The sequence below is a fragment of the Pueribacillus theae genome (assembly GCF_003097615.1).
In the GTDB taxonomy this organism is placed as follows: Bacteria; Bacillota; Bacilli; order Bacillales; family UBA6769; genus Pueribacillus; species Pueribacillus theae.
In genome coordinates this window covers 36,086-60,828 of sequence record NZ_QCZG01000016.1, presented here as the reverse complement: position 1 = coordinate 60,828, position 24,743 = coordinate 36,086, and the positions used below count along the sequence as shown (strand labels likewise).

Below are 24,743 nucleotides of genomic sequence, written 5' to 3'. Positions count from 1 at the left end.
TATGGAGCAGGTTAAATTGAAATCATTGGAAAATAGTTCAGCGATTAACGTTTTTAAGAAGTTTGGGATACTAAAGATTTATTTAGTCATGACTGGATTATATATGGTTTCAGGGCTAATACAACCGAACTATTTTTCTGTAGACCACATTATGCAGTTACTGCTAATATCTTCGTTTCTAGGAATTGTTGCGATTGGTCAAACACTAGTTATTTTAACTGGTGGTCTCGACTTGTCTGTTGCCTACATGTTGAATTTAGGCGCGGTCATTATGACTCAAGTTTCTGTTGAACATGGAGGAACAATAGCGTTACTAGTTATGCTATCTGCAGGCCTAGTTTTTGGTGCACTTAACGGTATTGGTGTGGCGTACTTGCATATCTCACCAATCATCATGACGCTAGCCATGGGGAGTATCCTTAAAAGTGTTACCTATGTTTACACTAGTGGAAATCCAAAGGGAACTGCACCAGAGTTCCTGAGATTTTTGGGAACTGGATCGTTTTTAGGGATAAAAATGGCGATTTGGATTTGGATTCTTTTATCTATATTCGTGGTGGTTTTATTATCAAAAACGACTTTTGGAAGAAAGTTGTATTCAATAGGAACGAATGCAAACGTATCCTATCTATCTGGTGTGAAAAACAACTATATTATTATTCTCGTGTATATGCTTAGTGGATTGTTTTCGGTTCTAGCAGGTATGATGTTGGTTGGTTACTATGGTTTATCCTATATTGGAATGGGTGATACATTCTTACTTCCTTCTATTGCTGCTGTTGTAATCGGAGGCACATCGATTATGGGAGGTCGTGGAGGTTATGCAGGTTCATTGGCAGGAGCTGTTATCATCTACATCTTAATGAGTATTACAACCGTATTCGATATGAACGATGCGGGTAGAGAAATTATTTATGGCCTTGTCATTCTTATCGTTCTATTTCTTTACAGCAGGGAAGCGAATAAAAGATAATTGGAGGGGTTTAAATGAAAGAGTACATGAATGGAATGGATTGTTTACATTATATAAATGGCGAGTATGTTGCTCCAATAAACGGTAAAACGTTTGAAAATATTAATCCAGCTACAGAAGAGGTTATTGGTAAGGTTGCAGAAGGCGGCGAAGAGGAAGTAAATATGGCTGTCGAAGCAGCTAAAAAGGCATTTAACAACGGATGGAAAAATACCAAATTAAGTGAGAGAGCAGCCATTTTGCGCAAAGTTGGCGACCTTATTTTAGAAAAGAAGCAAATACTTTCGAGATTGGAAACCTTCGACACTGGGAAGCCTTTATGGCTATCAAGCACTGTTGATATTCCACGTGCTGCCGGAAGCTATCACTTTTATGCTAATTTTATTTCTGCTATGGGTACAGACGCTTACCCAATGGAAGTGGGGGCCATGAATATTGTCGTCCGACGCCCACTGGGAGTCGTGGGGATGATCAATCCATGGAATTTACCACTATTATTATTAAGTGCCAAACTTGCTCCATGCTTAGCAATGGGGAATACGGTAGTGTTGAAGCCAGCGCGATGGACACCTATGACAGCCACCTTACTAGGAGAAATTTTCAAAGAGGCTGGTTTGCCAGATGGTGTTGTCAATATTGTTAATGGAGCGGGTAGGTCAGTGGGGGAGGCAATTGCCGAACACCCTGATATTCGGGCGATTGCTTTTACTGGGGAGACGTCAACTGGGAAGAATATTATGAAAACCGGGGCTGAAAGCTTGAAGAGGTTTTCCTTTGAACTTGGCGGGAAAAATCCAAATATTATTTTTGCAGACTGTGATCTTGATGAGGTGATTGAAACAACATTAAAAAGTAGTTTTATTAATCAAGGTGCTGTATGTCTATGCGGTTCTAGAATATACGTGCAGCGTCCCATTTATGAAGAATTTCTAACAAGATTTGTGGCTCGTACTCGTGAACAAATAGTAGGTGATCCGCTTGAATCAAATACAAATATTGGTGCTTTAATTAGTAAGCAACATTATGAACGGGTACTTGAATATATCCAATTAGCAAAAGAAGAAGGGGGCAATATATTAACCGGAGGGGGCAAAGTGGAAGAATTAAAGCAAGGTTATTATATACAACCGACCGTCATCGTAGGTTTAGATCAAAATTGTCGGGTAAGTAAAGAGGAAATCTTCGGACCGGTAGTCACTATCCATCCCTTCGACACCGAGGAAGAAGTGATCGAGCTTGCTAATGATACACATTATGGCTTAAGTGCATCGGTTTGGACGAAGGATAGTCATCGAGCACTACGTGTGGCACACCAAATTGAAGCTGGGACGACATGGGTTAACACATGGTTTCTTAGGGATCCAAGAGCACCTTATGGTGGTGAAAAACAAAGCGGTATTGGACGTCAAGGGGGAATGTTTAGTTTAGACTTTTATAGTGAGGTCTCTAATATCTGCATTAAGTATTAAAAAGTTAAGATTCTCAAGTCTATAAACTTTTTATATATGGTTGTGCTCACCCTTCTTTTAAAGTTATTTTCGAGAGGGGTGGGTTATTTAATTGCACTGTTGAATCTATTACAACTATGGAAGAGTGGGAATAATCTAAAATATTTTTTATAATGGAATTAATAGAATATTATGAAGGCAGAAAAGGAGGCTAATCATGATATTTACACGGTTGGAACTTCCAGAAACAGGAGTGCATCTATATGAATATAAACATCAAAGAGGAGATAACATTTCATTGCACTATCATAATAATTTTCAGATCCTTTATGTTCTTGATGGTGACGGTAGGATCACATTAGATGGAGAATGTTATGAGTTTTCAAGAGACCGGACGGCATTAATTATCCCAAACAGTCCTCATTCTATACAGGCGGATTTAAAATTAACCGTACTTGTTTTAGCATTTTCTGCTCATTTATTAGAACCAAATATTACAGAAGAACTATTAAAAGTCTGTCAAAACCGATCACAGTATTTTCAATTAGATTTATTTCGGGCAAGTGAGATTAAGCAATTGTTGCGTAAAATGCTATTTGAACAATCAAATTATGATTCGTTATGTAAACTTTCGTTACCTGTTTACTTATTAGAAGCCCTGCTAATGTACATACGATTAAAAACAGAAAAAAACTTTGATAGTGCAAATGATGTTAGGTGTTTGCAAATGCGTGAATATATAGATAAGCACTATTTTGAAAACATTACCGCCGAAAGCCTATCATTGAAATTTGGTATATCACATCGGTATTTAAATAATATTTTTAAGGGTAAATTCAACGAAACCCCATTACAATATTTACAAAAGGTAAGAATAGATCGTTCGAAAGAACTGCTAATTGAAACTGATAAGGAGATTGCCTATATTTGCTTTGAAGTTGGTTATGAAACTCTTTCAACATTTTATCGCTCATTCAGAAATGTGGTAGGAATGTCTCCTAATAAATTTCGTAATACGAACCAATATTTTAAAAAAGTTAAAAATGTGATGGCTTAAAGTGCTTTCTCTGTTAATTGAGGCAATAACATAACCTCCACTATAGTTGGAGGTCTTATTTTGATGAATATCGATAAAATAACCAATAATCCAAACAATAATCTCATATTTAAGATCCGTCTTCCTTAAAAATTTAACTTAACCCTTTCTTTATTCCTCAAGAACTGCTCAACCCCCTATCCTTTGATTTTTGTTCCATGAGTCTATTTTCAACAGAAGAACTTTTTTACCGTAAAAGATTTCTCCCTATGCTAAATTTACACATTTATTTCTGATCGCTAGATTTCTAATTAAGTTTTTAATGGATAAAATGACTGTTCCTTAGAAGACTTCTGATAATGCAAATTCATTTCTAAATTGGATAAGACGATTCTTCCGTTCGCTTTTACAATAAATGTAGTTAGTTAGATTTAGCTATTGTATTGAAAAAGGAGAGGGTACACAGATGGCTATAAAGGAAACTGGAATCATCATGAACGGTGTTACGGGACGTATGGGCACAAACCAGCATTTAGTGCGATCGATTGTTGCGATCCGTGAACAAGGGGGGGTGCAGCTTGCGAGTGGCGACGTAATAATGCCAAATCCGATACTAGTCGGCAGAAACGAAAATAAGCTGTCAGCATTGGCAGAACAATATAATATTCCGAAATGGAGTACGAACCTTGATGAATGTTTGGCGAATCCTGATTATCAAATTTATTTTGACTCTCAAACAACGGACCGCAGGGCGAAAGATGTTAGAAAGGCTATCAGGGCAGGCAAACATATTTACTGTGAAAAGCCCACTGCCAATAGTTTGGAAGAAGCAATGCAGCTCGCAAAATTAGCTAAGGAAGCCGGTGTTAAAAACGGTGTCGTACAAGATAAATTGTTTTTGCCTGGACTACTGAAATTAAAACGCCTCATTGATTCAGGATTTTTCGGCGAAATTCTTTCTGTGAGAATGGAGTTTGGCTACTGGGTTTTTGAAGGGGATTGGCAAGAAGCACAGCGTCCGTCCTGGAACTACCGGGAAGAGGATGGGGGCGGAATTATTGTTGATATGTTTGCCCACTGGCGCTACGTTCTAGACAATTTGTTCGGTGAGGTAAGGGCTGTTTCTTGTCTAGGAAGAACACACATTCCAGAGCGAATTGACGAAAATGGAAATCGATACAAATGTACAGCTGACGATGCAGCATACGCTACTTTTGAATTAGAAAACGGTATCGTTGTCCAAGCAAACTCATCATGGGCAGTTAGGGTAGACCGAGATGATCTTTTAACGATTCAAGTGGATGGAACTGAAGGAAGTGCCGTTGCCGGGTTGCGTGATTGCAAAACACAACACCGTGTTAATACACCTAAGCCCGTATGGAATCCGGATATTCCAAATACAATTCGTTTTCAAGAGCAATGGGAAACAGTTCCGGATAATCAAACGTTTGAAAATGGATTTAAAATCCAATGGGAGCTTTTCCTGAAGCATATTGTCAACGACGAACCGTTTCCTTGGGATCTTTTGGAAGGTGCGAAAGGAACGCAATTATCTGAATTGGCGTTGGCTTCCTGGAAGGAGCGCCGCTGGGTTGATGTTCCGGAACTGTCGTATAAAGAACTAACAGTACAATAATGCTTGCTGGTGTTGGGCAAGAGAAAATCTCTTGCCCTTTATTAGTAATTGAATGGATGGAGGAATGAAGATGGGGTTAACAATAAAGCTTCCAAAAGAAGACGGCTCAACGTATGAATATAAAACTTCAAATAAAAGCTCGTTTCAAGTGCCAAGCAGAAAGCTTGAAAGTCGAATCGTTTTTTCGGCAGCCCACGTTGTATGTGATCCATTTGCTAATACTGATCCATTAACAAATGCACAAATTGACTGGGAGCATACGCTTGCTTACAGGCGCTATTTATGGTCACTAGGCCTTTCGGTTGCTGAAGCAATGGATACAGCTCAGAGGGGAATGGGGCTAGACTGGAAAAGGGCTAAAGAGCTTATTCAAAAATCAATAGCAGAAGCAAAAGCTGTTGGCGGGAAGGTTGCTTGTGGAGCAGGAACTGATCACCTTGCGCCAAACTTTCGAATAACGCTTGAACAGGTTGAAGCAGCATATGAAGAGCAATGCGAATTTGTTGAAAAGCATGGCGGCCAAATTATTTTAATGGCAAGTAGAGCCCTTGCTGCTTGCGCTCAAGCTCCGGAAGACTATGAGAGGGTTTATGGGAAAATTTTGCAGCAAGTGTCACAGCCGGTCATTTTACACTGGCTTGGCGATATGTTTGATCCGGCCTTGGAAGGCTATTGGGGCACGGCCGACTTGGATAGTGCGATGGAAGTTTGTTTAAATGTCATTTGGAACAATAAAGATAAGGTTGATGGTATCAAAATATCTTTGCTTGATGAGAAGCGTGAGATAGAAATGAGGCGGCTGTTGCCAGAAGGCGTACGCATGTATACCGGAGATGATTTTAATTATCCATCACTTATAAAAGGAGATAAACAAGGCTACAGCCATGCGCTGCTGGGAATATTCGATGCAATTGCTCCTGCAGCGGCGGCGGCGATCCATGCACTTGATAACGGCGATCTTGCCACTTATGATGCATTACTAGAAAAAACAGTTCCGTTATCAAAACATATTTTTCAGAAGCCTACTTTTTCCTATAAAACCGGTATTGTGTTTATGGCGTATTTAAACGGCCACCAACCACATTTTCGTATGATTGGCGGAGCGGAAGGCGCCCGATCAATCATACATTTGGCTGAACTTTACAAGCTTGCAGACGAAGCGGGATTAATATCAGATCCAGAGCTTGCGGCAGAACGTATGCGGCTGACGTTAGCGCTTGCTGGCATTCGCTAGAAAGGGGATAAAGATGGATAAATTGCAATCAATCGATAGGTTAAGCCACAATCAAATAACGACAAACCAATGGAACTTGCGTGAAGCGGTTGAGGGCTGTGTAAGAGCTGGCATTCCTTGGATCGGAATATGGCGAGATAAAATTGAAGAAATCGGTTTAAATGAAAGCAAGAGAATCGTTCGTGATGCGGGCCTTAAAGTTTCAAGTATTTGCAGAGGCGGAATGTTTCCCGCGGCGACAAAGGAAGAAAGACAAAAGAGGATTGATGAAAATAAGCGTGCGGTAGAAGAAGCAGCTGAACTTGGTACGGATGTCCTCGTACTTGTTTGCGGACCCTCTCCCGGTAAGGATATCGAGGCTGCCCGCAAAATGGTTGAAGTAGGCATTGAACAGCTTGTTCCTTTTGCAGAAGAGCATGGGGTAAAGCTCGGAATTGAACCGCTTCACCCAATGTATGCAGCCGAACGTTCCGTCATTGTGTCACTTGCACATGCGAATGAAATAGCAGAACAATACCGGCCTGAGCAAGTAGGAGTTGTTGTTGATGTTTTCCACGTATGGTGGGATCCGGATTTATACAATCAAATCAAGCGGGCGAAAGGAAGGATATTGGGTTACCATGTTTCCGACTGGCTAGTTCCTACTCCAGACTTATTAATGGGCCGTGGAATGATGGGTGATGGCGTTATTGAAATTCATCGCATTCGTAAAGCAGTTGAGGAATCGGGATATGACGGACCGATAGAAGTTGAAATTTTCAATCATGACATTTGGAATACCCCTGGTGACAAGGTTTTGGAACGAATGAAAAAACGGTATTTAGAATATGTATAACTGTAAAGTTTTTAACAGTGGCTCACTATCGGAAATTTCCGAGTGAGTTTTTTTCTGTATAATAGTTTAATAATATGTTTAATAATACGAAAAAGGTGATGAAATGAAAATTGTAGTAGCGCCTGATTCTTTTAAAGAAAGCCTTTCAGCCGTCGATGCTGGCAGGACGATTGAAAGGGCGATAAACAAAGAACTCCCCTCTGCTCAAGTCGATGTATTTCCAATGGCTGATGGAGGGGAAGGAATACTTGACGCGCTTGTCTACGCGACAAAAGGAAACGTGATCGAAATGAACGTGACAGGGCCATTAGGGAAAAAGATAAGGTCAGAATACGGCCTACTAGGAGATGGGAAAACCGTCGTCATCGAAATTGCCAAAATGGCCGGTTTAATGCAAGTCCCCTTAACTAAACGCAATCCAATGAAAACGACAACTTACGGGATTGGGGAAGCAATTTCTGATGCGTTGGAGAGTGGGTATCATAAGTTTATAATCGGGCTTGGAGGAAGCGCGACGAATGACGGTGGATTAGGGATGCTTCAAGCGCTCGGCGCTCGGTTTCTGGATGAAAATGATGAACAAGTTCCCCCATTTGGCGGATCGCTCGGAAAAATTAAAAAGGTAGATTTTCATTCATTGGATCATCGATTAAAAGATTGCCAAATCACTGTTGCATGTGATGTGACGAATCCATTATGCGGCAAGGAAGGTGCCACTTATGTGTTTGGTGAACAAAAGGGAGTAGCGAAAGAACAAATGGAAGACATTGATTCAGCGATGTCCCGTTATGCTCAATTGATTGAACGTGAATTGGATCAATCTTACCAATATAGAAAAGGTGCGGGAGCGGCTGGCGGTCTCGGCTTTGCATTAATGTTGCTTGGGGCGAAAATTCAGTCCGGTGCCGAACTTGTTGCGAATACAATTGGAATCAGGTCTTCGCTGGCTGATGCGGATCTCGTTATTACCGGAGAAGGAAAAAGCGACGAGCAGACGTTGTATGGCAAAGTGCCATCGTATATTAGCAAACTTGCACATCAACATAATGTGAAGTCTATTTTACTATCGGGAAGTTTAGGAGAAGGCTATGAAGCATTGTATAACGAGTTTATTAGCTGTTTTTCGATTATAAATAAGCCGATGGATTTGGATGAAGCGATAGCAAATGCCAGTGAATTGCTTTATCAACAAGCAAGAAGTATTGCGAGAATGCTAAAATATTTTCAATAGATTGCGATGTTTGGAGTGAAGATAGATGGAACAAGAACAGCTTTATAAGCTAATGCAATCCATTTTTCCAGAAAAACGTATACTCACTGATTTAGCTGATCGCTATTCCTATAGCTTCGATGCTTCATTTGGAGAATATTTACCTGACATTGTCGTCCAGCCTTCTAATAAAGAGGAAATCTCAAAAGTTATTAAACTGGCAAATGAATATAAAATTCCAGTGTATCCGAGAGGATCTGCGACATCATTGAGCGGGGGTTCCCTTGCTGTTAAAGGCGGCATTGTTCTTGATATGTCACAATATAAAAAGAAGCTAATCATTGACCGGGAAAATTTGCTTGCGATTGTTTCTCCGAGCGTCATTACAGCCGATATTCATAAACAGGCGGAAAATGTGGGTTTGTTCTATCCTTCCGATCCGAGCAGCTCCCACGTATCAACGATTGGTGGCAATTTGCTTGAAAATTCAAGCGGCCCGAAAGGATTAAAATATGGCACAACGAAAGAATATGTCATCGGGCTTGAGGTTGTCACGCCGACAGGTGAAATCATCCGGACAGGCGGCAAGACGGTAAAAAATGTGACAGGCTATGATTTAACGAGATTAATTGTAGGTTCTGAAGGGACGCTTGGCGTCGTGACCGAAGCTATTTTGCGCCTTATCCCAAAACCGCAGGCAAGAAAAACGCTTTTAGCCTCCTTTAATCGGCTGATTGATTCCGGCCACGCGATCACAAACATTTTATCAGCCGGCATCCTGCCAAGTGCGATGGAGCTGATGGATAACGCGTGCATCAGGGCGGTGGAAAACTACGAACCGAGCGGCCTGCCAATTGATGCGGAAGCGATCGTTATCATTGAAATTGATGGGCATATGGCCGCGATTGAAGAGGAAATTAAAAAATGTGAAGAAATTTGCCGGCTGCATCATGCAATCGAAATTAAAGTTGCTACAAATGAAAAAGAGCGTGACAGCATTTGGAAAGCACGGAAAATGGTATCGCCCGCCATTACCCAAATGGGTCCAACGAAAATTTCAGAAGATGCGACAGTGCCTAGAAGCCAAATTCCAAAAATGATGGAAAAGCTTTATGAAATTCGTGAGAAATACGAGCTTAATCTTGTTGTCTTTGGCCATGCAGGCGATGGGAACCTTCATCCGAATATTATTACAGACCAACGAAATAAGGAAGAAATGAAAAGGGTGGAGGACGCGGTCAGCGAGATTTTTGAAGCAGCAGTTGAACTTGGCGGCACACTATCAGGAGAACATGGAATCGGAACATTAAAAGCGCCTTATATGGAAATGGAGCTGGGCAAAGACGGGCTGCTCATGATGAAAAAAATAAAAGAAGCATGGGATCCGAACGATATTTTAAATCCGGGGAAAATTTTTCCCCAACCAGGCCAGTCAAAGGTGGTATTAAGCTAGCATGCAACAAGATAAATATGCTCTAAAACTATATGATTTCGCATATGAAGCAGCCAATACTTGTGTGCAATGCGGGTATTGCTTGCCCGCCTGTCCGACGTATGAATCGATGGGAAAAGAATCACAGTCTCCAAGAGGAAGAATCAATCTTGTTAAAATGGCAGCCGAAGGAAAAATTGATATACAAAAGGATCTAGCGGAACCAATCGATCTATGCCTCGGTTGCCGCGCCTGTGAAGTCGCATGCCCCGTGAATGTACCTTATGGGGAAATTTATGAAGCGGCGAAAGAAGTCATAACAATGCAGCAACAAGATAAAGAACTAGTTAAGAATTCGAGTGGCCGTGTAAAGATGCAAAATAGGGTATTAAATCAATTATTTCCTTCCAATAAACGTCTTCGAACACTAGGAAACCTTACGTGGATTTATCAACGTATAGGCATGTACAGGCTTGTCCAAAAATCAAAGATAATAAATAAAATTTCAGAGCCAATGGGGCAATTTGAAAAAATACTTCCTAAGCTTGAATCTCCCTTTGAAAGATACAAATTTGGACAAGTGTTCCCACCTAAGGCGACTAAAAAAATGACCGTCGCTTTTTTCCCCGGTTGTATTATGGACGCTGTTATGTCAAGAGTGAACCGCCTGACAATTGAACTCCTTCAATGCGTTGGCTGTGAAGTCGTCATACCAAAACAGCAAAACTGCTGTGGAGCTTTGCATACACATCAAGGATTCATAAAGAAAGCAACAGAACTTGCTAAAGCAAATATTGAAGCCTTCGAATCAAGCGCTGCTGAATACTTTGTAAACAACGCAGGTGGCTGTGGGGCAATGCTTCGTGAATATGATAAACTCTTCAAAAATGAACCGGAATGGAAAGAACGCGCTAAAGCATTTGTTAATAAAACAAAAGATATTACTGAAGTACTTGTGGAATTAGGCCCACTCCCATTAAAAAAAGAATGGAACGGAATCATAACGTACCAAGACTCATGCCATCTACGCAATGTACAAGGCGTCATGAATGAGCCAAGGTATCTTCTTCGTTCAATCCCCGGTGCAACCTATGTGGAGATGGAAGAAAGCGATCGTTGCTGTGCATCTGGAGGCATTTACAACCTTCTTCATTTTGAAGAATCGATGAAAATTTTGGATAAAAAAATGGAAAAAGCGAAACATACAAACGCAAAAACAATCGTCACAACAAATCCAGGATGCCTGTTGCAAATGAGGTTAGGGGTAGAGCGAAGCAACCTGCAACATGAAGTAGAAGCTGTCCACATTGTGGAAGTATTGGCCGAAACTTGTGGAATAAACTGAACACTTTATGTCATAATTGGTTACAACCCGGAATTTCCACTAGTAAAGAAATTGGTAATAATCTCATTAAAGTAAAGAGAAAAACAATTCAAAACATAGGAGTGATTTTTTTGAGCTGGCAGAAAGAAATTGATGAGTTGCGTGAGAGAGAAAAAGAAGCTTATAAAATGGGTGGAGAAGAAAATGTCGAAAGACACCGTTCAAGAGGGAAACTGGATGTAAGAGAAAGAATAAAACGGTTATTGGATGAAGAATCATTTCATGAATTTGGAGCAATCGCTGGGAAAACAGTTTACGAAAATGGGGAAAGAAAGAGCTTTACACCTGCAAATTTTCTTTATGGAACCGGAAGGTTAAACGGGAGAAAGGTCGTTATCGGTGCAGACGATTTTACAGTTCGCGGCGGCGCAGCAGACGGAGCGATTAGAGGCAAGCAAATAAAATCTGAACAGATGGCGCACGAGCTGCAGCTTCCCATCATTCGGCTAGTTGATGGCACAGGTGGTGGAGGAAGCGTCAAATTCTTGGATATAGAAGGTCATACATACGTTCCAGTTAACCCTGCATGGGACTACGTTGTCAAAAATATGGGTGTCGTGCCTGTCGTAGCAGCTTGTTTAGGCTCAGTTGCAGGCCTTGGTGCTGCACGAGTAGCAGCTTCACATTTTTCAATCATGGTAGAAGAAACGTCTCAGTTATTCGTCGCCGGTCCACAAATTGTCAATTATGGTGTTGGCCAAAATCTAACGAAAGAGGAACTGGGAGGTGTTCAAGTTCACCGTTCAAGCGGTGCCATTGATAATGTTGTCAAATCAGAAGATGAAGCCTTTGAACATATTCGGAAGTTTTTGTCTTATTTGCCAAGCAATGTGTATGAGCTTCCTCCAGTTAAAACATCTCAAGATGACCGGAATAGAAGAGAAGAGAAATTGATTTCAGTCATCCCGAAAAATCGCCGACGGCCATACAAAATACGCCCTATTTTGGAAATGATTTTTGATAAAGACTCAATTTTCGAAATGGGAAAATATTATGGTGGTGGAACAGTAACCGGCTTTGCGAGGCTTGATGGGCACCCAGTTGGGTTTTTAGCTAATGATCCGTTTATAGGGGGTGGCGGATTAACGGTGGAAAGCTGCGAGAAAATCGAACGTTTTGTTGATATGTGCAACACATTCCATGTACCAATCGTGAATTTTGTTGATCAGCCTGGGCTCGTTATCGGTCTTGAAGCTGAGAAAAGGGGAACCATTCGTAAAGGCGTTCGTGCCATCGCAGCAATCTATCAAGCGACAGTACCAATGATTGAAATTATTATTCGAAGAGTATTCGGTGTGGGCGGGGCTGGCATGTCGAATGGCCACGGGTTAAATTTACGTTACGCTTGGCCATCTGGAGACTGGGGGTCGCTTCCAGTTGAAGGGGGTATCCAAGTGGCCTATCGGAGGGAATTGGAAGCAAGTGATAACCCGCAGGCTTTGCTTGAGGAGTTGGCTGCGAACATGGAAAGTGTACGTTCACCGCTTCGTACAGCGGAAGCATTTGGCATTGAGGAAATCATTGATCCGCGCGATACGAGGCCTCTCCTATGTGAATGGATTGATGATGCATATCGACTTTTACCAGAACATTTAGGTTCCAAATCACATACGATGCGTCCTTGATTAGAATTAGAGTTTAAAACAACCATTTTTATTTAACCAAACTAAAAGGGGGCTTTTCATCAATGCAGGGCACACAGTTGAAGTTCATTATTAGATTTCTATTATTAATCGCTTTTGTGTTCGTTATCGTAGGGTGTTCGTCTAAGACTAGCGGCCAGCCAAAAGATAATGGAACCAAAGGAAATGAAGCTTCGAAAACAGAAGAAGGTAAGCCACAAAAAGGTGGAGAAGCAACTTTTGCATATCAGACAGATGTCAGCAACTATGATCCCATTCTAGGAAGCGCGGGAAGCGATCATGCATTGCTGTGGCCAGTATATGCTACGCTAATTGAATTTTCACCTGAACTAGAACCGGAAGCTGGGTTAGCAGAATCTTGGGACTTTGCGGATGATAAAACGTTGCAGCTTACGTTAAGAGAAGGGGTGACGTTCCACGACGGAACACCATTTAATGCGGAAGCTGTCAAATTTAACATTGAGAGAGCCAATTCTGAAAACTCAAAGGTGACCGATCTCAAAAATATTGAAAGCGTCGAAGTAGTTGACGAGAAAACCGTTAAGCTACATTTGTCCCAGCCTGATTCGTCAATTTTATTAGCACTATCGGATCGCGGCGGAATGATGGTTTCCCCGACTGCGGTTGAAGAAAAAGGAGATGATTTTTCACAAAACCCTGTAGGCGCAGGTCCCTATAAAATGGAAAAACGCGTGCCAAATGGCGAGATAGTATTCAAGGCATTTGAGGATTACTGGCAAGAAGGACAGCCTTATCTTGATAAAATGACGGTTAAAATTATGGCGGATGAAAATACACGCATCAATGCCTTAAAATCCGGCGAAATTGATTTGGCAGACGATATTAAGCCCGGGAACGTCCAAAGCCTTAAAAATGAGGCAAACATTATCCTAAAAGATAAAACGTCTGTTGCGTTCCGAATGTTGTATTTGAATGCAGAGAAGGAGCCGATCAATAACAAAGCTGTGAGACAAGCTATTTTATATGGAATTAATCGCGATGCAATTATTCAAGCGATTAACTTTGGAAGCGGTGAATCGGCTTACATACCGTTCCCTAAAGAATATTGGGCTGCGGATCAAAATATCAAAATTGACTATGATCCTGAAAAAGCAAAACAAATTTTAAAAGATGCAGGGGTTGAAAATGTCAAAATTAAGATGAACCATTATTCCACCGCCTATGAACAACGATTAGCAGAAGCAATTAAAAGCCAGTTAGCGGAAGTTGGCATTCAAGTAGAACTCCAAGCAATGGAATTGCAAGCCGCAGTTTCAAACTATTTTGTTGAAAAAGAAGTACCTATGTTTCTATCTAGTTGGACAGGTAGGCCTGACCCGCAAATTACGATAAAAAACTTGTTCGCGCGCGACAGTTTTTACAATGCCGGGGGCCATTCGACAGATGAAATTGAAAGTTTAATTTCAGAAGCTGCTGGCACCTATGAACAAGAAGGACGTGCAAAGCTGTATAGTGAAATTAGCCAAAAAGCTCTCCTAGAGGAAGCGATTATGATTCCGATTTTCTTTGAACCACGCGCAGCTGCTATGAACCAATCGATTAAGGGGTATGAACCTAATTTATTAGGAAAGCCAATTTTCTCAACGATTTGGAAAGAACAATAAACTTTAGGCGGAGGAAGCGGGCAATTCTATTATTTCTATAAGGGGAGGGAGCAGAATGAGTGTAGAAAGATTCGAGAAAACGTTAGGGACTGATGAAGAGTTAATTACTAAGAAATTTGAAAAATGGGCAAAGGAATGCGGCAATAAATCTTTTATTTTTTATGGGGAAGAAAATAAAACGTACACGTATCACGACTTTAATAAAATGGCTAACAACTTTGCCCATCATCTAATGAAAAGAGGGATTCAAAAGGGAGATCGTATCTCGTTATTTTTAAAAAATCCCCTTGTGACAACAATAGCGATGTTTGGGATTTGGAAAGCGGGTGCTGTTTTTTGTCCAATTAATTTTAACTATAAAGGCAAGCTCCTCTCGTATCAGATAAATGATACTAAGCCAAAGCTTCTTGTAACTGAAAGGCAAATGGTCTCCATAATTAATGGTATAAAAAGCGAACTGTACTCTTTTCCGATTGTCATGTATGATCCGGCCGAAACGAGTCATGATTACTCTGCGGAAGAGGCTGCAATCGAACTCGATTCTCAGTTCCCAGCAATTTCATTTCATGAAGTTGTTCAGGGAAACTATGAAAACCCTAATCTTCCAATCCACTATTACGATACAGCTAACATTATTTACACGTCGGGCACGACAGGAGCGGCAAAAGGTGTGGTGCAATCGTATCGTTGGATTCACGGTTATACGTATTTCTTTAGAGCCTTTAACAAACAGGAGGATGTGATCTACAACGATTTGCCAATGTATCATGTAGGTGGTGCTTTTGCCCTTGTTGCTCGTGCAGCGTTTGCTGGCTGCACAGTGGCGCTTTGGGATAAATTCAGTCCACATGATTTTTGGGAGAGAATACGGAAAAGCGGTGCAACGAATGCGATTTTGCTTGACGTAATGATCCCCTGGCTAATGAAAGCCCCTCCATCTGAGAAAGACCGATTCAATACGTTAAATCGCGTACATATGCAGCCGCTACCACAATATCACAATGATGTTGCAAAACGATTTGGAATTAACTTTGTTTCAGCGGGCTATGGCCAAACAGAATCAGGAAACGGTTTTGTTGGGATTATTGATGAACTTGGAGAAGAAAAAGGTACCCCAAAGGAAATGTATAAAGGATACACAAGAGAAGAAACTCAAAAAATTGCAAAAGAACTGGAGATTCCTTTTCAAAGAGGAAATGAACCACTAGCAAAAGGGTATATGGGCTATGCTGCACCTTTTTATGAAGCGGCAATTTTAGATGAGCATGATAATGAATGTGGCATTGGTCAGCCCGGGCAAATCGCATTTCGCTCAAAATTCCCGCACCTATTACTGAAAGAATATTTTAACAAACCCGCTGCCACTGTAGAGGTATTTCAAAACCTTTGGTTTCATACTGGGGATGTTGGATATCGGGACGAAAATGGAATTTACTATTTCGTCGATAGAATGAAAGATGTAATTAGGCATAAGGGAGAAAATATATCTTCTTATCAGGTGGAAGATATGATCAATCAGCATTCTCTTGTCAGCGTTTCAGCAGCTTTTCCTATTCCTGCCGAAGAAGGTGATGAGGATGATATTGTTGTTTTCGTCGTACCAAAAACGGAAAAGCTAAGCGTAGCTAAGTTAGAAGAATGGACGAAACGCGAAATGCCTAAATTTATGTGGCCGAAGCATATTCATTTTATTAAGGATTTACCGCGAACGCCAACGAATAAAATTGAAAAATATAAATTAAAAAAGCTATTTTTAGAGGAATTCTTGAAAAAGAATTAAATGATATTCACGCATAAACAAGGGAGACTAGAGGCTGACTGTCCCAGACTTTTTGGAAGGTATACTTTTATTGGGCTGCTAGACTAGCTTGAAAGGGAAAATACAAAATGTACGAGGTTCAAAGAAAAAGCTGGCCAGAACATTGATTTCCGAACAATAGAGGATGGGGAAAAACCTCTACACTTATCTCAAAACTCCAAGATTACAAAATATTTAAAGAGAAACAACAATCTCAATTGAGCTTATTATCCTATATTTGGCACCTTAAAGACAGGCTATTGGCCTTTTTAAGGTGCCTATTTTTAATTTGAGTTACTCACTGTTCCTTTTTTGCGTTTCTAAGCGACTGATTTCATCCCGAATGTGGGTGCTAATCACACTTGGATGAATTTTTATCACGCCGCAGCCGTCAGTAAGACCCCCACTTCAAGGCTTCGATGAATCGAAGAATAATCCCTGATAAGTCTCACAGCATTTGTCTTCGCAACATTGCGAAAAAATTATCCATAACGCAAAAAGTTTTCCGCTCATTTTTTGAAAATATCCTGTTATATCAAGGTTTAAATATTGGCATCATTTTTGCTTTATATAGAAATGTGAAGAAATGAATTCGTTTGAGAGGAGGGAATCAACACGTAAAAGTGACAGAAGTTATATAGTTAGAAAAAAAGAAATAGAGGGATGATCATGTTGGATTTCAGTTGGACGGAAGACCAGATCGCCTTTCGTCAAATTCTTCGAGACTTTTCAAAAAAGGAACTGCTCCCTAATTATATGAAATGGGATCGGGAAGAAAAATTCCCTTTTGACATATGGGGGAAATTGGGTACTCTCGGCGTTACTGGACTGCGTGTACATGAACAATATAATGGCAGTTCGGCGAGCTGCATCACAACAGGAATAGCGGCAGAGGAAATCGGAAAAGGAGATTTTAATGCCGCCTATGCAGTCATCTTAAATGGGCTAATCGGTGAAATCCTTCAGGAATTTGCTTCCGAAAGAATAAAAGAAGAGTGGTTAAAACCGATGGCTTCAGGAAATTGTTTGTTAGGAATTGCAATAACGGAACCTGGTGCCGGATCAGATGCAGCGAATTTGCAAACGAAAGCGGCAAAAGACGGGAATTCGTATATTTTATCTGGAGAAAAATCAGGTATTTCATTTGCGAAAGTCGCCCATGGGTTTGTTGTTTTTGCGAAAACCAGCCCTGATGAAGGTGCTCGGGGAGTTAGTGCATTTATGGTGCCCCGGGATTCAGAAGGATTGGAAATACAAAGCTACCACGATATGGGAAACGTGCCAATTGGCAGAGGTTCAATTTTTCTGAATGACGTTTGCATTCCCGGTGATTATTTAATCGGAGAAGAAAATAAAGGTTTTTATCAAGTCATGAATGGCTTTGACCTAAGCCGAGTTTTGATTGCATTACAGTGTCTCGGGGCAGCGGAGCAAACGTTGGAGGAAACAATCGAACATGTAAAAGGTAGACACGCATTTGGCCGTCCATTGGCGAAATTCGAAGGGGTTCAATTTCCGATAGCAGAACATCATACATGGCTGGAAATGGCGAAATGGTTGTGTTACCGAACGCTTTGGCTAAGGGATAAAGGACTTCCGCATACAAAAGAAGCATCAATGTGTAAATGGATGGGGCCTTACTTAGCAAGGGAGGCCATTCATGAATGCTTGTTATTGAATGGCCATTATGCGTACACGAAAGAAATGCCGATTGAACAACGGTTGCGTGATGTCATCGGATTGGAAATTGGTGATGGAACCGCTCAAACTCAAAAAATTGTCATTGCTAGGGAATTGATCGGCAAAGAGTTTAAACCTTATTGAGGGAGGATTTACTTATGACCTATTCAGATATTATCTATGAAAAAAACAATGGAATTGCAAAAGTTACGATAAATAGACCGGAAGTATATAACGCATTTCGTCCGAAAACGGTGACAGAAATGATCCATGCGTTTCGTGATGCTTGGGATGATAACAAGATTGGTGTTGTCGTGCTGACAGGGACTGGCGATAAAGCTTTTTGTGTCGGCGGAGACCAAAAGGATCGCGGCGGTGATGGATACAGTGGCGCTGGTGGATTAGGAAATGGCATTGGAATGGAAATCGAAGAATTGCACAATACCATACGGAATATCCCGAAACCAGTCATCGCGGCAGTTAACGGATATGCAATTGGAGGGGGCCATGTCCTTCATGTCATCTGTGATTTAACAATGGCATCAGATAAAGCTAGATTCGGCCAAGTCGGACCTAAGGTAGGAAGCTATGATGCTGGCTATGGAAGCGCATACTTGGCAAGGGTGATTGGTGAAAAGAAAGCGAGGGAAATTTGGTTTTTATGTGAACAGTATGGAGCAGAAGAGGCGCAGGAGATGGGACTCGTAAACAAAGTTGTCCCCCATGAGAAGCTGATGGAAGAAACGGAAGAATGGTGCAATAAAATTCTCGAAAAAAGCCCTACTGCACTTAAAATGTTAAAATATTCATTTAATGCCGACAGCGCAAATATAGCAGGAATTACACAACTCGCGATGGGCTCACTTGCCATGTATTATCGATCAGAAGAAGCGTTGGAAGGCAATCAAGCGTTTATAGAAAAAAGGCCTGCTGATTTTCGAAAATACTATAAAGGATAATCATCTTCATAGAAAAGGAGCATGCAATCATGAGGTTACAAGACAAAGTTGCAATTGTTACCGGTGCAGGAAGGGGAATTGGAAAAGCAATCGCTAGAAAACTTGCAAATGAAGGTGCAAAGGCAGTTGTAACTGATATCGATTTGGAGACGGCACAACACACTGTTGAAACGATAAAATCCGAAGGTGGAGAAGCATTGGCCGTTCAGGTTGATGTTACGAAGCGTTCAGACGTTGGAACGATGGTTGATCGAGTCATAAAACATTACGGAAAAATTGATGTGCTAGTTAATAACGCTGGCTGGGATAAAGTTGAGCCTTTTTTAGACAATACCGAAGAAACATGGGACAAAGTCATCGCAATTAATTTAAGGGGGGTTTTAAACACGTGCAAAACCATCTTGCCAGTGATGATCGAGCAAGGTTTCGGTAAAGTCGTGAATATCGCTTCAGATGCCGGACGTGTCGGATCGAGCGGAGAAGCGGTGTATTCAGCAGCAAAAGGCGGAATCATTGCCTTTTCGAAGACGATCGCAAGAGAAATGGCGAGGTACAAAATTAACGTCAATGTTGTCTGCCCCGGACCTGCAAACACACCATTATTCCAAGATGTTGTTAAAGATAATCCGAAAATTTCAAGTGCACTTGAAAGAGCCATTCCATTTCGCCGTTTAGCGGAGCCGGAAGATATTGCCAACGCAGTATGTTACTTCAGTTCTGATGAAGCTTCATTTGTAACAGGGCAGACGTTAAGTGTTTCCGGTGGGTTAACAATGGTTTAATCGATCAAAAATTTTGTAAGGGTTGGTGAAAAAATTGATTCAATCAGAAACTTTAAAAACCAGCATTGATAATCTGCTGTCAAAAGATTATGTATGGATGTCAAAAGAAACAATCGAAAATTACCTATCCTCTGGTGATTGGAAAGAGGAAAGTTTTGTACATCACCTGGAACGCCATGCGAAAGAACAACCCGACAACCCTGCAATTATTGATGAAAATGGAGATGTCACCACATATCAGGAATATGACAGGCAATCGTCTAATTTTGCTCTTGGCTTGCTGGAGTTAGGGCTTAAGCCAGGAGATCGCATTGCGTTGCAGCTTCCGAACAGCAGTCAATTTCTTATCGCGCTCATGGGGGCGGCGAAAGCAGGAATTTTGCCTGTACTATGCCACATACCTTATACAGCACATGACTTGGATTATGTATTGGAACTAACTGAAGCGTCCGCACTCATGATTCCTGATTCTTTCAGAAATCGAAATTATTTGGATATGGCAAGGCAACTAAAAGACAAACATACTTGTTTAGAGCATCTTATTGTCGTCTCGGGACAAAATGATTCTGATACAGTGAGTTATGGAAATCTTTTAAAAATTGGGGAGAATGGTTCTAGAGCGGAATTAGAAAAAACGCGACCTGTGGGAACTGATCCATTTTTCATTATGTTTACGTCCGGAACAACGGGCAGACCAAAAGCCGAATTGCATTTACACGCAAATAATTTGTATTGGGTCAACCGTTTCAATGAAATTTTGCAATTGCCGCGGGATGCGCGGTGGTTCATTGTCACTCCGATTGCCCATCTTACCGGTTTGGGGATAGGTTGTCTTGGCGCATTGTACCGCGGGGCACCGGTAATCTTGCTGCAAGCTTGGGATGTGGAAAAAGCTGTTGAATTGATTGAAAGAGAAAAACCGACAACCCTTTTGGGAGCGCCTCCCATGTTAATTGATTTGGCAAGGTTCGATGGGCTAGAGAACCGCGATGTTCATTCGATTGAAACAATAGCCTATGCTGGCGCAACTTGCCCTTATGATATTTTAAATACATTAAATAAGCGTACCGGAGCGGGTATTATCGCTTTTTACGGCTATACGGAAGCGGGCGCTACCCATTGCACGCGGCCTAATGACAGCATTGAAGTAACAAGTTCATCACTCGGCAAATTAATTGAGGGACTGGAAGAACGTTTAATTTCTCCGAGTGGAGAAGATTTAACGCCACCTTGCGAAGGAGAAATATGCGTGAAAGGACCAAGTTTTATCCCCGGTTATTATAACCAACCAAACAATACGGAAAAAATGTTTAAAGACGGCTGGTTTCATTCTGCAGATATTATTCGCATGGATGAAAATGGTTACGGCACCTTTATTTCACGAAGAGATGACTTAATCAACCGAGGCGGCTACAAAATCGATCCGCGTGAAATTGAAGAGGTGCTCTATACCCATCCGGCCGTTTCGCAAGCGGCCATTGTCGCAATTCCAGATGAGCGATTAGGGCAGCGTGCAGCGGCGATCCTCGTTCTAAAAAATGAAAATGACCGCCTCACATTAAAAGATGTGACCGCCTACTTGGAGGAAAAAGGTGTGAACAAAACCCACTGGCCTGAAGCGTTGAAAATTGTGAAAGAATTTCCTATGACAAGTACCGGGAAATTTCAAAGATTTGCATTAAGAGAGCAAGCGAAGGATCTTGTTCCCGAAAGGTAACCAATTAATTAATATATAGCAACCTGAAGGCCGGGAATCTCCCGGCTTTCAATGGATTTAAAATGTATGTTTACGGTATAATTCAATAAAGATAAAAACCAAATAATAGGAGTAAAAATGATGAGTAATTATACATTAACGGATTTGTTTGTTGGGCAAGTGGCAAGAATTCAACGAACATTTACGGAAGAAGATGTTCACCTTTGCAATACATTAACAAGAGAATTCAACTCCGTTTACAAACGGGAGGAAAATGTTTGGAAACCCCATTTTGACGGACCAATCGTGCCAGGGCTTTTATCTGAAGGCTTGATCACAGAAGTGATCAGTACAAAGCTGCCCGGAACAGCGTGTGTCCTTTTACAAAAAGAAATCATTTTCTGTCATCCAATTTATATAGGCGATACAATTAGTGCAGAACTTCAGGTCATAGATATAAATCATGAACGAAACTGGATTACTCAAAAAGTTAGCTGTTATAACCAAAATGGTAAAGAAGTCGTAAAAGGCCAAGTCGTTGTCTTTCTTTTACCAAACGAAAACAATAGGTGATTACATGTTGGATGAATCCAAAAAAACGTTTTGGGATTGGGGATTCTTTGAAATAGATACGAATGGCAGGCTTATCCATGTTAGCCAGCAGTTATGTGAACATTTCAACTTGGAATCTTCGCAACTTACTCATTTCAATCAAATGTTAAAAGAAACTTCACTACAAAAAATAGGAATTGCTGCGAACTCGGAAGCCATTGTTTTTGGAGTTTTGAATAATATCCCATGTTTGCTTAAAGTATTTCTCTGTTCGCAAAAAGGTTTTATTTGCCAAGTCATTTTAAAATATGAAGAGTCATATAGACAAGAGTTGCTGTCCCTTTTGAATAATAACGAACAACAAAAAAGGAGAAAAGTAAAAAGAAAACAACGTCCTTTATCACATTCCTACACCTTTGAACAAATCAATGGAACGAGTTCAGCAATCGAACAGATTAAAGAGCTGGCTGCGAGAGTTTCAAGAGGCAGCTCTACTGTCCTTTTAACAGGAGAAAGCGGAACCGGCAAGGAATTGTTCGCCCAAGCCATCCATGATCTAAGCCCAAGACGAGAAGGTCCTTTTATTCCAATAAATTGCGCCTCTATACCAGAAAGTTTATTTGAATCTGAACTGTTTGGTTATGAAGCTGGCGCATTTAGTGGAGCAGGAAAAGATGGAAAACCCGGAAAAATCGAACTTGCGCAAAATGGGACGCTCTTCCTAGACGAAATTTCTGAATTGCCTTTCATCACACAAGGAAAATTTTTGCGTGTTTTGCAGGAAAGGGAGATTGAGCGTTTGGGCGGTACAGGGCGAAAAAGGGTTGATATTCGAATTATTGCAGCTACAAACCGTGATTTAATGACACTTGTGCAAGAAGGAAAATTTCGCCAAGACCTTTTTTACAGACTGCTTGTCTTTGAATTGAAAATCCCCCCATTAAGAGACCGAAAAGAAGACATCCTCCTCTTAGCTGATCAGTTTATTGATGATTTTAATGATGAGTTCGGATTAAACGTCAAAGAAATTGATCCGTTGCTTAAAGATTGGATGTTAAATTATGATTGGCCGGGAAACGTTCGTGAACTGAAGTCTTTTATCGAACGTGGCATGAATATTGTTGAAGGTGGCACATTAACATTAGACGACTTCTTTTTGCCTTACGCAAATTTCCCGATTTACCAGAAACCACAAATGAAAGAATTGCTATCTTTAGAAGAGGAAGTAACAAACGCAGAAATTTCAGCTATTGAGCGCGCTTTAGAAGAAACAAATGGTGACAAAACACTTGCCGCAGAAAAATTAAACATCCACTTGGCAAGTTTGTATAGAAAAATGTCAAAATACAATTTGAAATAGTTTCAATACCTCAATTCCTCATTCGAAAAAAGCAATGGTAGTGACAAACATTGATTATTTCAAAAATCTTTTCGTTTGTTTATAATAAAAAGAGGTGGTAAAATTGAAATGACATATTTGCAGGAAAGGTGGGGGTGAATAGAGATGGCATTTGTAATTTTGAGCCCATGTATTGGGGAGAAAGCTGCGGAATGTGTGGACGTATGTCCCGTTGATTGCATAGAAGAAGGGGAAGACCAATATTTTATAAACCCAGATATTTGTATTGACTGCGGTGCTTGTGTAGCGGTTTGTCCAGTCGATGCTATTATTGAGGAATATGATGCAACTCCAGAAGAAGAAGAATTTCTTAGAAAAGCGGAAAAGTTCTTTGGTATATCATAGTTCCTAAAATGCCTTACTTGGTTAACATTGAACCTTGTAAGGCATTTTAAGTTCAGGGGTGTATGATGATGGAGCGAATTATTTTATTTGATGGAGTATGCAATCTTTGCAACCATAGTATTCAGTTTATTATTAAAAGGGATCCAAATGCTGTTTTTAAATTTGCATCACTCCAAAGTGATATTGGGAAAGAACTTTTAAAAAAGCATGGGTTAAATGAAGACACGGATAGTTTTGTGTTGATAGAAAACAATAAAAGCTATATAAAATCATCTGCCGCGTTAAGGGTATGCCGTAAACTAAAAGCCCCATGGAATTTTTTTGTTTTGTTTTTTATCGTTCCACGGCCTGTCAGAGACTTCATCTACGACTTTATCGCAAAAAACCGTTACAGGTGGTTCGGCAAACAGGAAAGCTGTATGCTTCCTACACCTGAAATTAGAAAGCGATTCATAGAATAATAAAGAAAACTTGCCGATTGGCAAGCCTTATATTCACGGACAATCAAAGAATAAAAAGGCACCCGCATCACGGGTGCTTCATTCATATTAAACCGCTCTCTGAATTGGCTCAAAGTTTGAACGCTTAAGGACGGATTGGACAATTGGGTAGACAATGACAATTAGAATAGTGTTTAAGGCAAGTGCTGGCAGCACAACAAGATTAAATAATGCAAGAAATGGCGCTGGTAGGCTTACGATAATCAAAGCCGAACTTAGAAATACAATCCCACTTACAAATGTTCCGATGACTGAGATGATTCCAGCTCTAACGATTGGTGTAAGTTTTTGCAGCATAAGCACTAGTCCTAGACATACGAAAGCTGTAATGAGCTTATCAATGATGTTCGGGATAAAGCCGCCGGGAAATGTGGAAATCAACCCTGATAAGATCCCTGTTAAAAGTCCTGTTAATAACACATGTTTTTTCTCAGGAAAAAGTAAAATGGCGATAAACATCATAACGAGTAAAACGTCAGGTCTCATACCAGCAAAAGTGACTGCCAAAATAAGTGATAAAACTGTCCCCATTCCTAATAGCAAAGCGATCAATACTAAATTCTTTGTTTTCATGCT

21 protein-coding genes are annotated in these 24,743 nt (G+C 40.7%); 20 read left to right on the top strand and 1 reads right to left on the bottom strand.

Features of this window, described 5'->3' with window-relative positions; all coding sequences use genetic code 11:
* Position 1: 1 nt before the first annotated feature.
* The 20 genes from DCC39_RS09290 (at position 2) to DCC39_RS09195 (ending at position 24,128) form a co-directional block, all read left to right on the top strand.
* Positions 2–973: an ABC transporter permease gene (locus DCC39_RS09290; protein WP_165820821.1), complete on the top strand. Its 972-nt coding sequence runs from the start codon at positions 2–4 to the stop codon at positions 971–973.
* A gap of 14 nt (positions 974–987) precedes the next feature.
* On the top strand, positions 988–2,442 hold the full coding sequence (locus tag DCC39_RS09285) for an aldehyde dehydrogenase (RefSeq protein ID WP_116554613.1): 1,455 nt from the start codon (positions 988–990) through the stop codon (positions 2,440–2,442).
* Between the two features lie 196 nt (positions 2,443–2,638).
* Positions 2,639–3,478: a helix-turn-helix domain-containing protein gene (locus tag DCC39_RS09280; protein ID WP_116554612.1), complete on the top strand. Its 840-nt coding sequence runs from the start codon at positions 2,639–2,641 to the stop codon at positions 3,476–3,478.
* Between the two features lie 445 nt (positions 3,479–3,923).
* On the top strand, positions 3,924–5,093 hold the full coding sequence (locus tag DCC39_RS09275; RefSeq protein WP_116554611.1) for a Gfo/Idh/MocA family protein: 1,170 nt from the start codon (positions 3,924–3,926) through the stop codon (positions 5,091–5,093).
* A 70-nt stretch (positions 5,094–5,163) separates the two neighbouring features.
* Entirely contained in the window at positions 5,164–6,327 is a 1,164-nt protein-coding gene (locus DCC39_RS09270) for a dihydrodipicolinate synthase family protein (RefSeq protein WP_116554610.1), read from the top strand.
* Positions 6,328–6,340: 13 nt separating this feature from the next.
* A complete protein-coding gene (locus tag DCC39_RS09265) occupies positions 6,341–7,162 on the top strand; it encodes a sugar phosphate isomerase/epimerase family protein (RefSeq protein WP_165820820.1) in 822 nt (273 codons plus the stop codon).
* A 103-nt stretch (positions 7,163–7,265) separates the two neighbouring features.
* Entirely contained in the window at positions 7,266–8,393 is a 1,128-nt protein-coding gene (locus tag DCC39_RS09260) for a glycerate kinase (protein WP_116554609.1), read from the top strand.
* A 25-nt stretch (positions 8,394–8,418) separates the two neighbouring features.
* Positions 8,419–9,825, top strand: a complete 1,407-nt coding sequence (locus tag DCC39_RS09255; protein ID WP_116554608.1) for an FAD-binding oxidoreductase — start codon at positions 8,419–8,421, stop codon at positions 9,823–9,825.
* A 1-nt stretch (position 9,826) separates the two neighbouring features.
* Positions 9,827–11,149, top strand: a complete 1,323-nt coding sequence (locus DCC39_RS09250) for a (Fe-S)-binding protein (protein ID WP_116554607.1) — start codon at positions 9,827–9,829, stop codon at positions 11,147–11,149.
* A gap of 110 nt (positions 11,150–11,259) precedes the next feature.
* Complete coding sequence (locus DCC39_RS09245; RefSeq protein WP_116554606.1) at positions 11,260–12,813, top strand: acyl-CoA carboxylase subunit beta; 1,554 nt, start codon at positions 11,260–11,262, stop codon at positions 12,811–12,813.
* A gap of 62 nt (positions 12,814–12,875) precedes the next feature.
* Entirely contained in the window at positions 12,876–14,456 is a 1,581-nt protein-coding gene (locus tag DCC39_RS09240) for an ABC transporter substrate-binding protein (RefSeq protein WP_116554605.1), read from the top strand.
* A 55-nt stretch (positions 14,457–14,511) separates the two neighbouring features.
* Positions 14,512–16,236: an AMP-binding protein gene (locus DCC39_RS09235; RefSeq protein ID WP_116554604.1), complete on the top strand. Its 1,725-nt coding sequence runs from the start codon at positions 14,512–14,514 to the stop codon at positions 16,234–16,236.
* A 687-nt stretch (positions 16,237–16,923) separates the two neighbouring features.
* On the top strand, positions 16,924–18,078 hold the full coding sequence (locus tag DCC39_RS09230) for an acyl-CoA dehydrogenase family protein (protein ID WP_240613586.1): 1,155 nt from the start codon (positions 16,924–16,926) through the stop codon (positions 18,076–18,078).
* A 14-nt stretch (positions 18,079–18,092) separates the two neighbouring features.
* Positions 18,093–18,893: a 1,4-dihydroxy-2-naphthoyl-CoA synthase gene (menB, locus tag DCC39_RS09225; RefSeq protein WP_116554603.1), complete on the top strand. Its 801-nt coding sequence runs from the start codon at positions 18,093–18,095 to the stop codon at positions 18,891–18,893.
* Positions 18,894–18,922: 29 nt separating this feature from the next.
* A complete protein-coding gene (locus tag DCC39_RS09220) occupies positions 18,923–19,675 on the top strand; it encodes an SDR family NAD(P)-dependent oxidoreductase (protein ID WP_116554602.1) in 753 nt (250 codons plus the stop codon).
* A gap of 34 nt (positions 19,676–19,709) precedes the next feature.
* A complete protein-coding gene (locus tag DCC39_RS09215) occupies positions 19,710–21,392 on the top strand; it encodes a class I adenylate-forming enzyme family protein (RefSeq protein ID WP_116554601.1) in 1,683 nt (560 codons plus the stop codon).
* A 120-nt stretch (positions 21,393–21,512) separates the two neighbouring features.
* Positions 21,513–21,944, top strand: a complete 432-nt coding sequence (locus DCC39_RS09210) for a MaoC/PaaZ C-terminal domain-containing protein (RefSeq protein WP_165820819.1) — start codon at positions 21,513–21,515, stop codon at positions 21,942–21,944.
* A gap of 7 nt (positions 21,945–21,951) precedes the next feature.
* Positions 21,952–23,283 (top strand): sigma-54 interaction domain-containing protein, encoded by a 1,332-nt coding sequence (locus tag DCC39_RS09205; protein ID WP_165820818.1) that lies wholly within the window; start codon positions 21,952–21,954, stop codon positions 23,281–23,283.
* 144 nt (positions 23,284–23,427) lie between these two features.
* Positions 23,428–23,667 (top strand): indolepyruvate ferredoxin oxidoreductase subunit alpha, encoded by a 240-nt coding sequence (locus DCC39_RS09200; protein WP_116554599.1) that lies wholly within the window; start codon positions 23,428–23,430, stop codon positions 23,665–23,667.
* Between the two features lie 68 nt (positions 23,668–23,735).
* Positions 23,736–24,128 (top strand): thiol-disulfide oxidoreductase DCC family protein, encoded by a 393-nt coding sequence (locus DCC39_RS09195; RefSeq protein WP_116554598.1) that lies wholly within the window; start codon positions 23,736–23,738, stop codon positions 24,126–24,128.
* An 87-nt stretch (positions 24,129–24,215) separates the two neighbouring features.
* Here the strand turns inward: DCC39_RS09195 and DCC39_RS09190 are convergent, their stop codons facing one another.
* Positions 24,216–24,740, bottom strand: a complete 525-nt coding sequence (locus DCC39_RS09190; protein WP_116554597.1) for a tryptophan transporter — start codon at positions 24,738–24,740, stop codon at positions 24,216–24,218.
* Between the last annotated feature and the right edge of the window lie 3 nt (positions 24,741–24,743).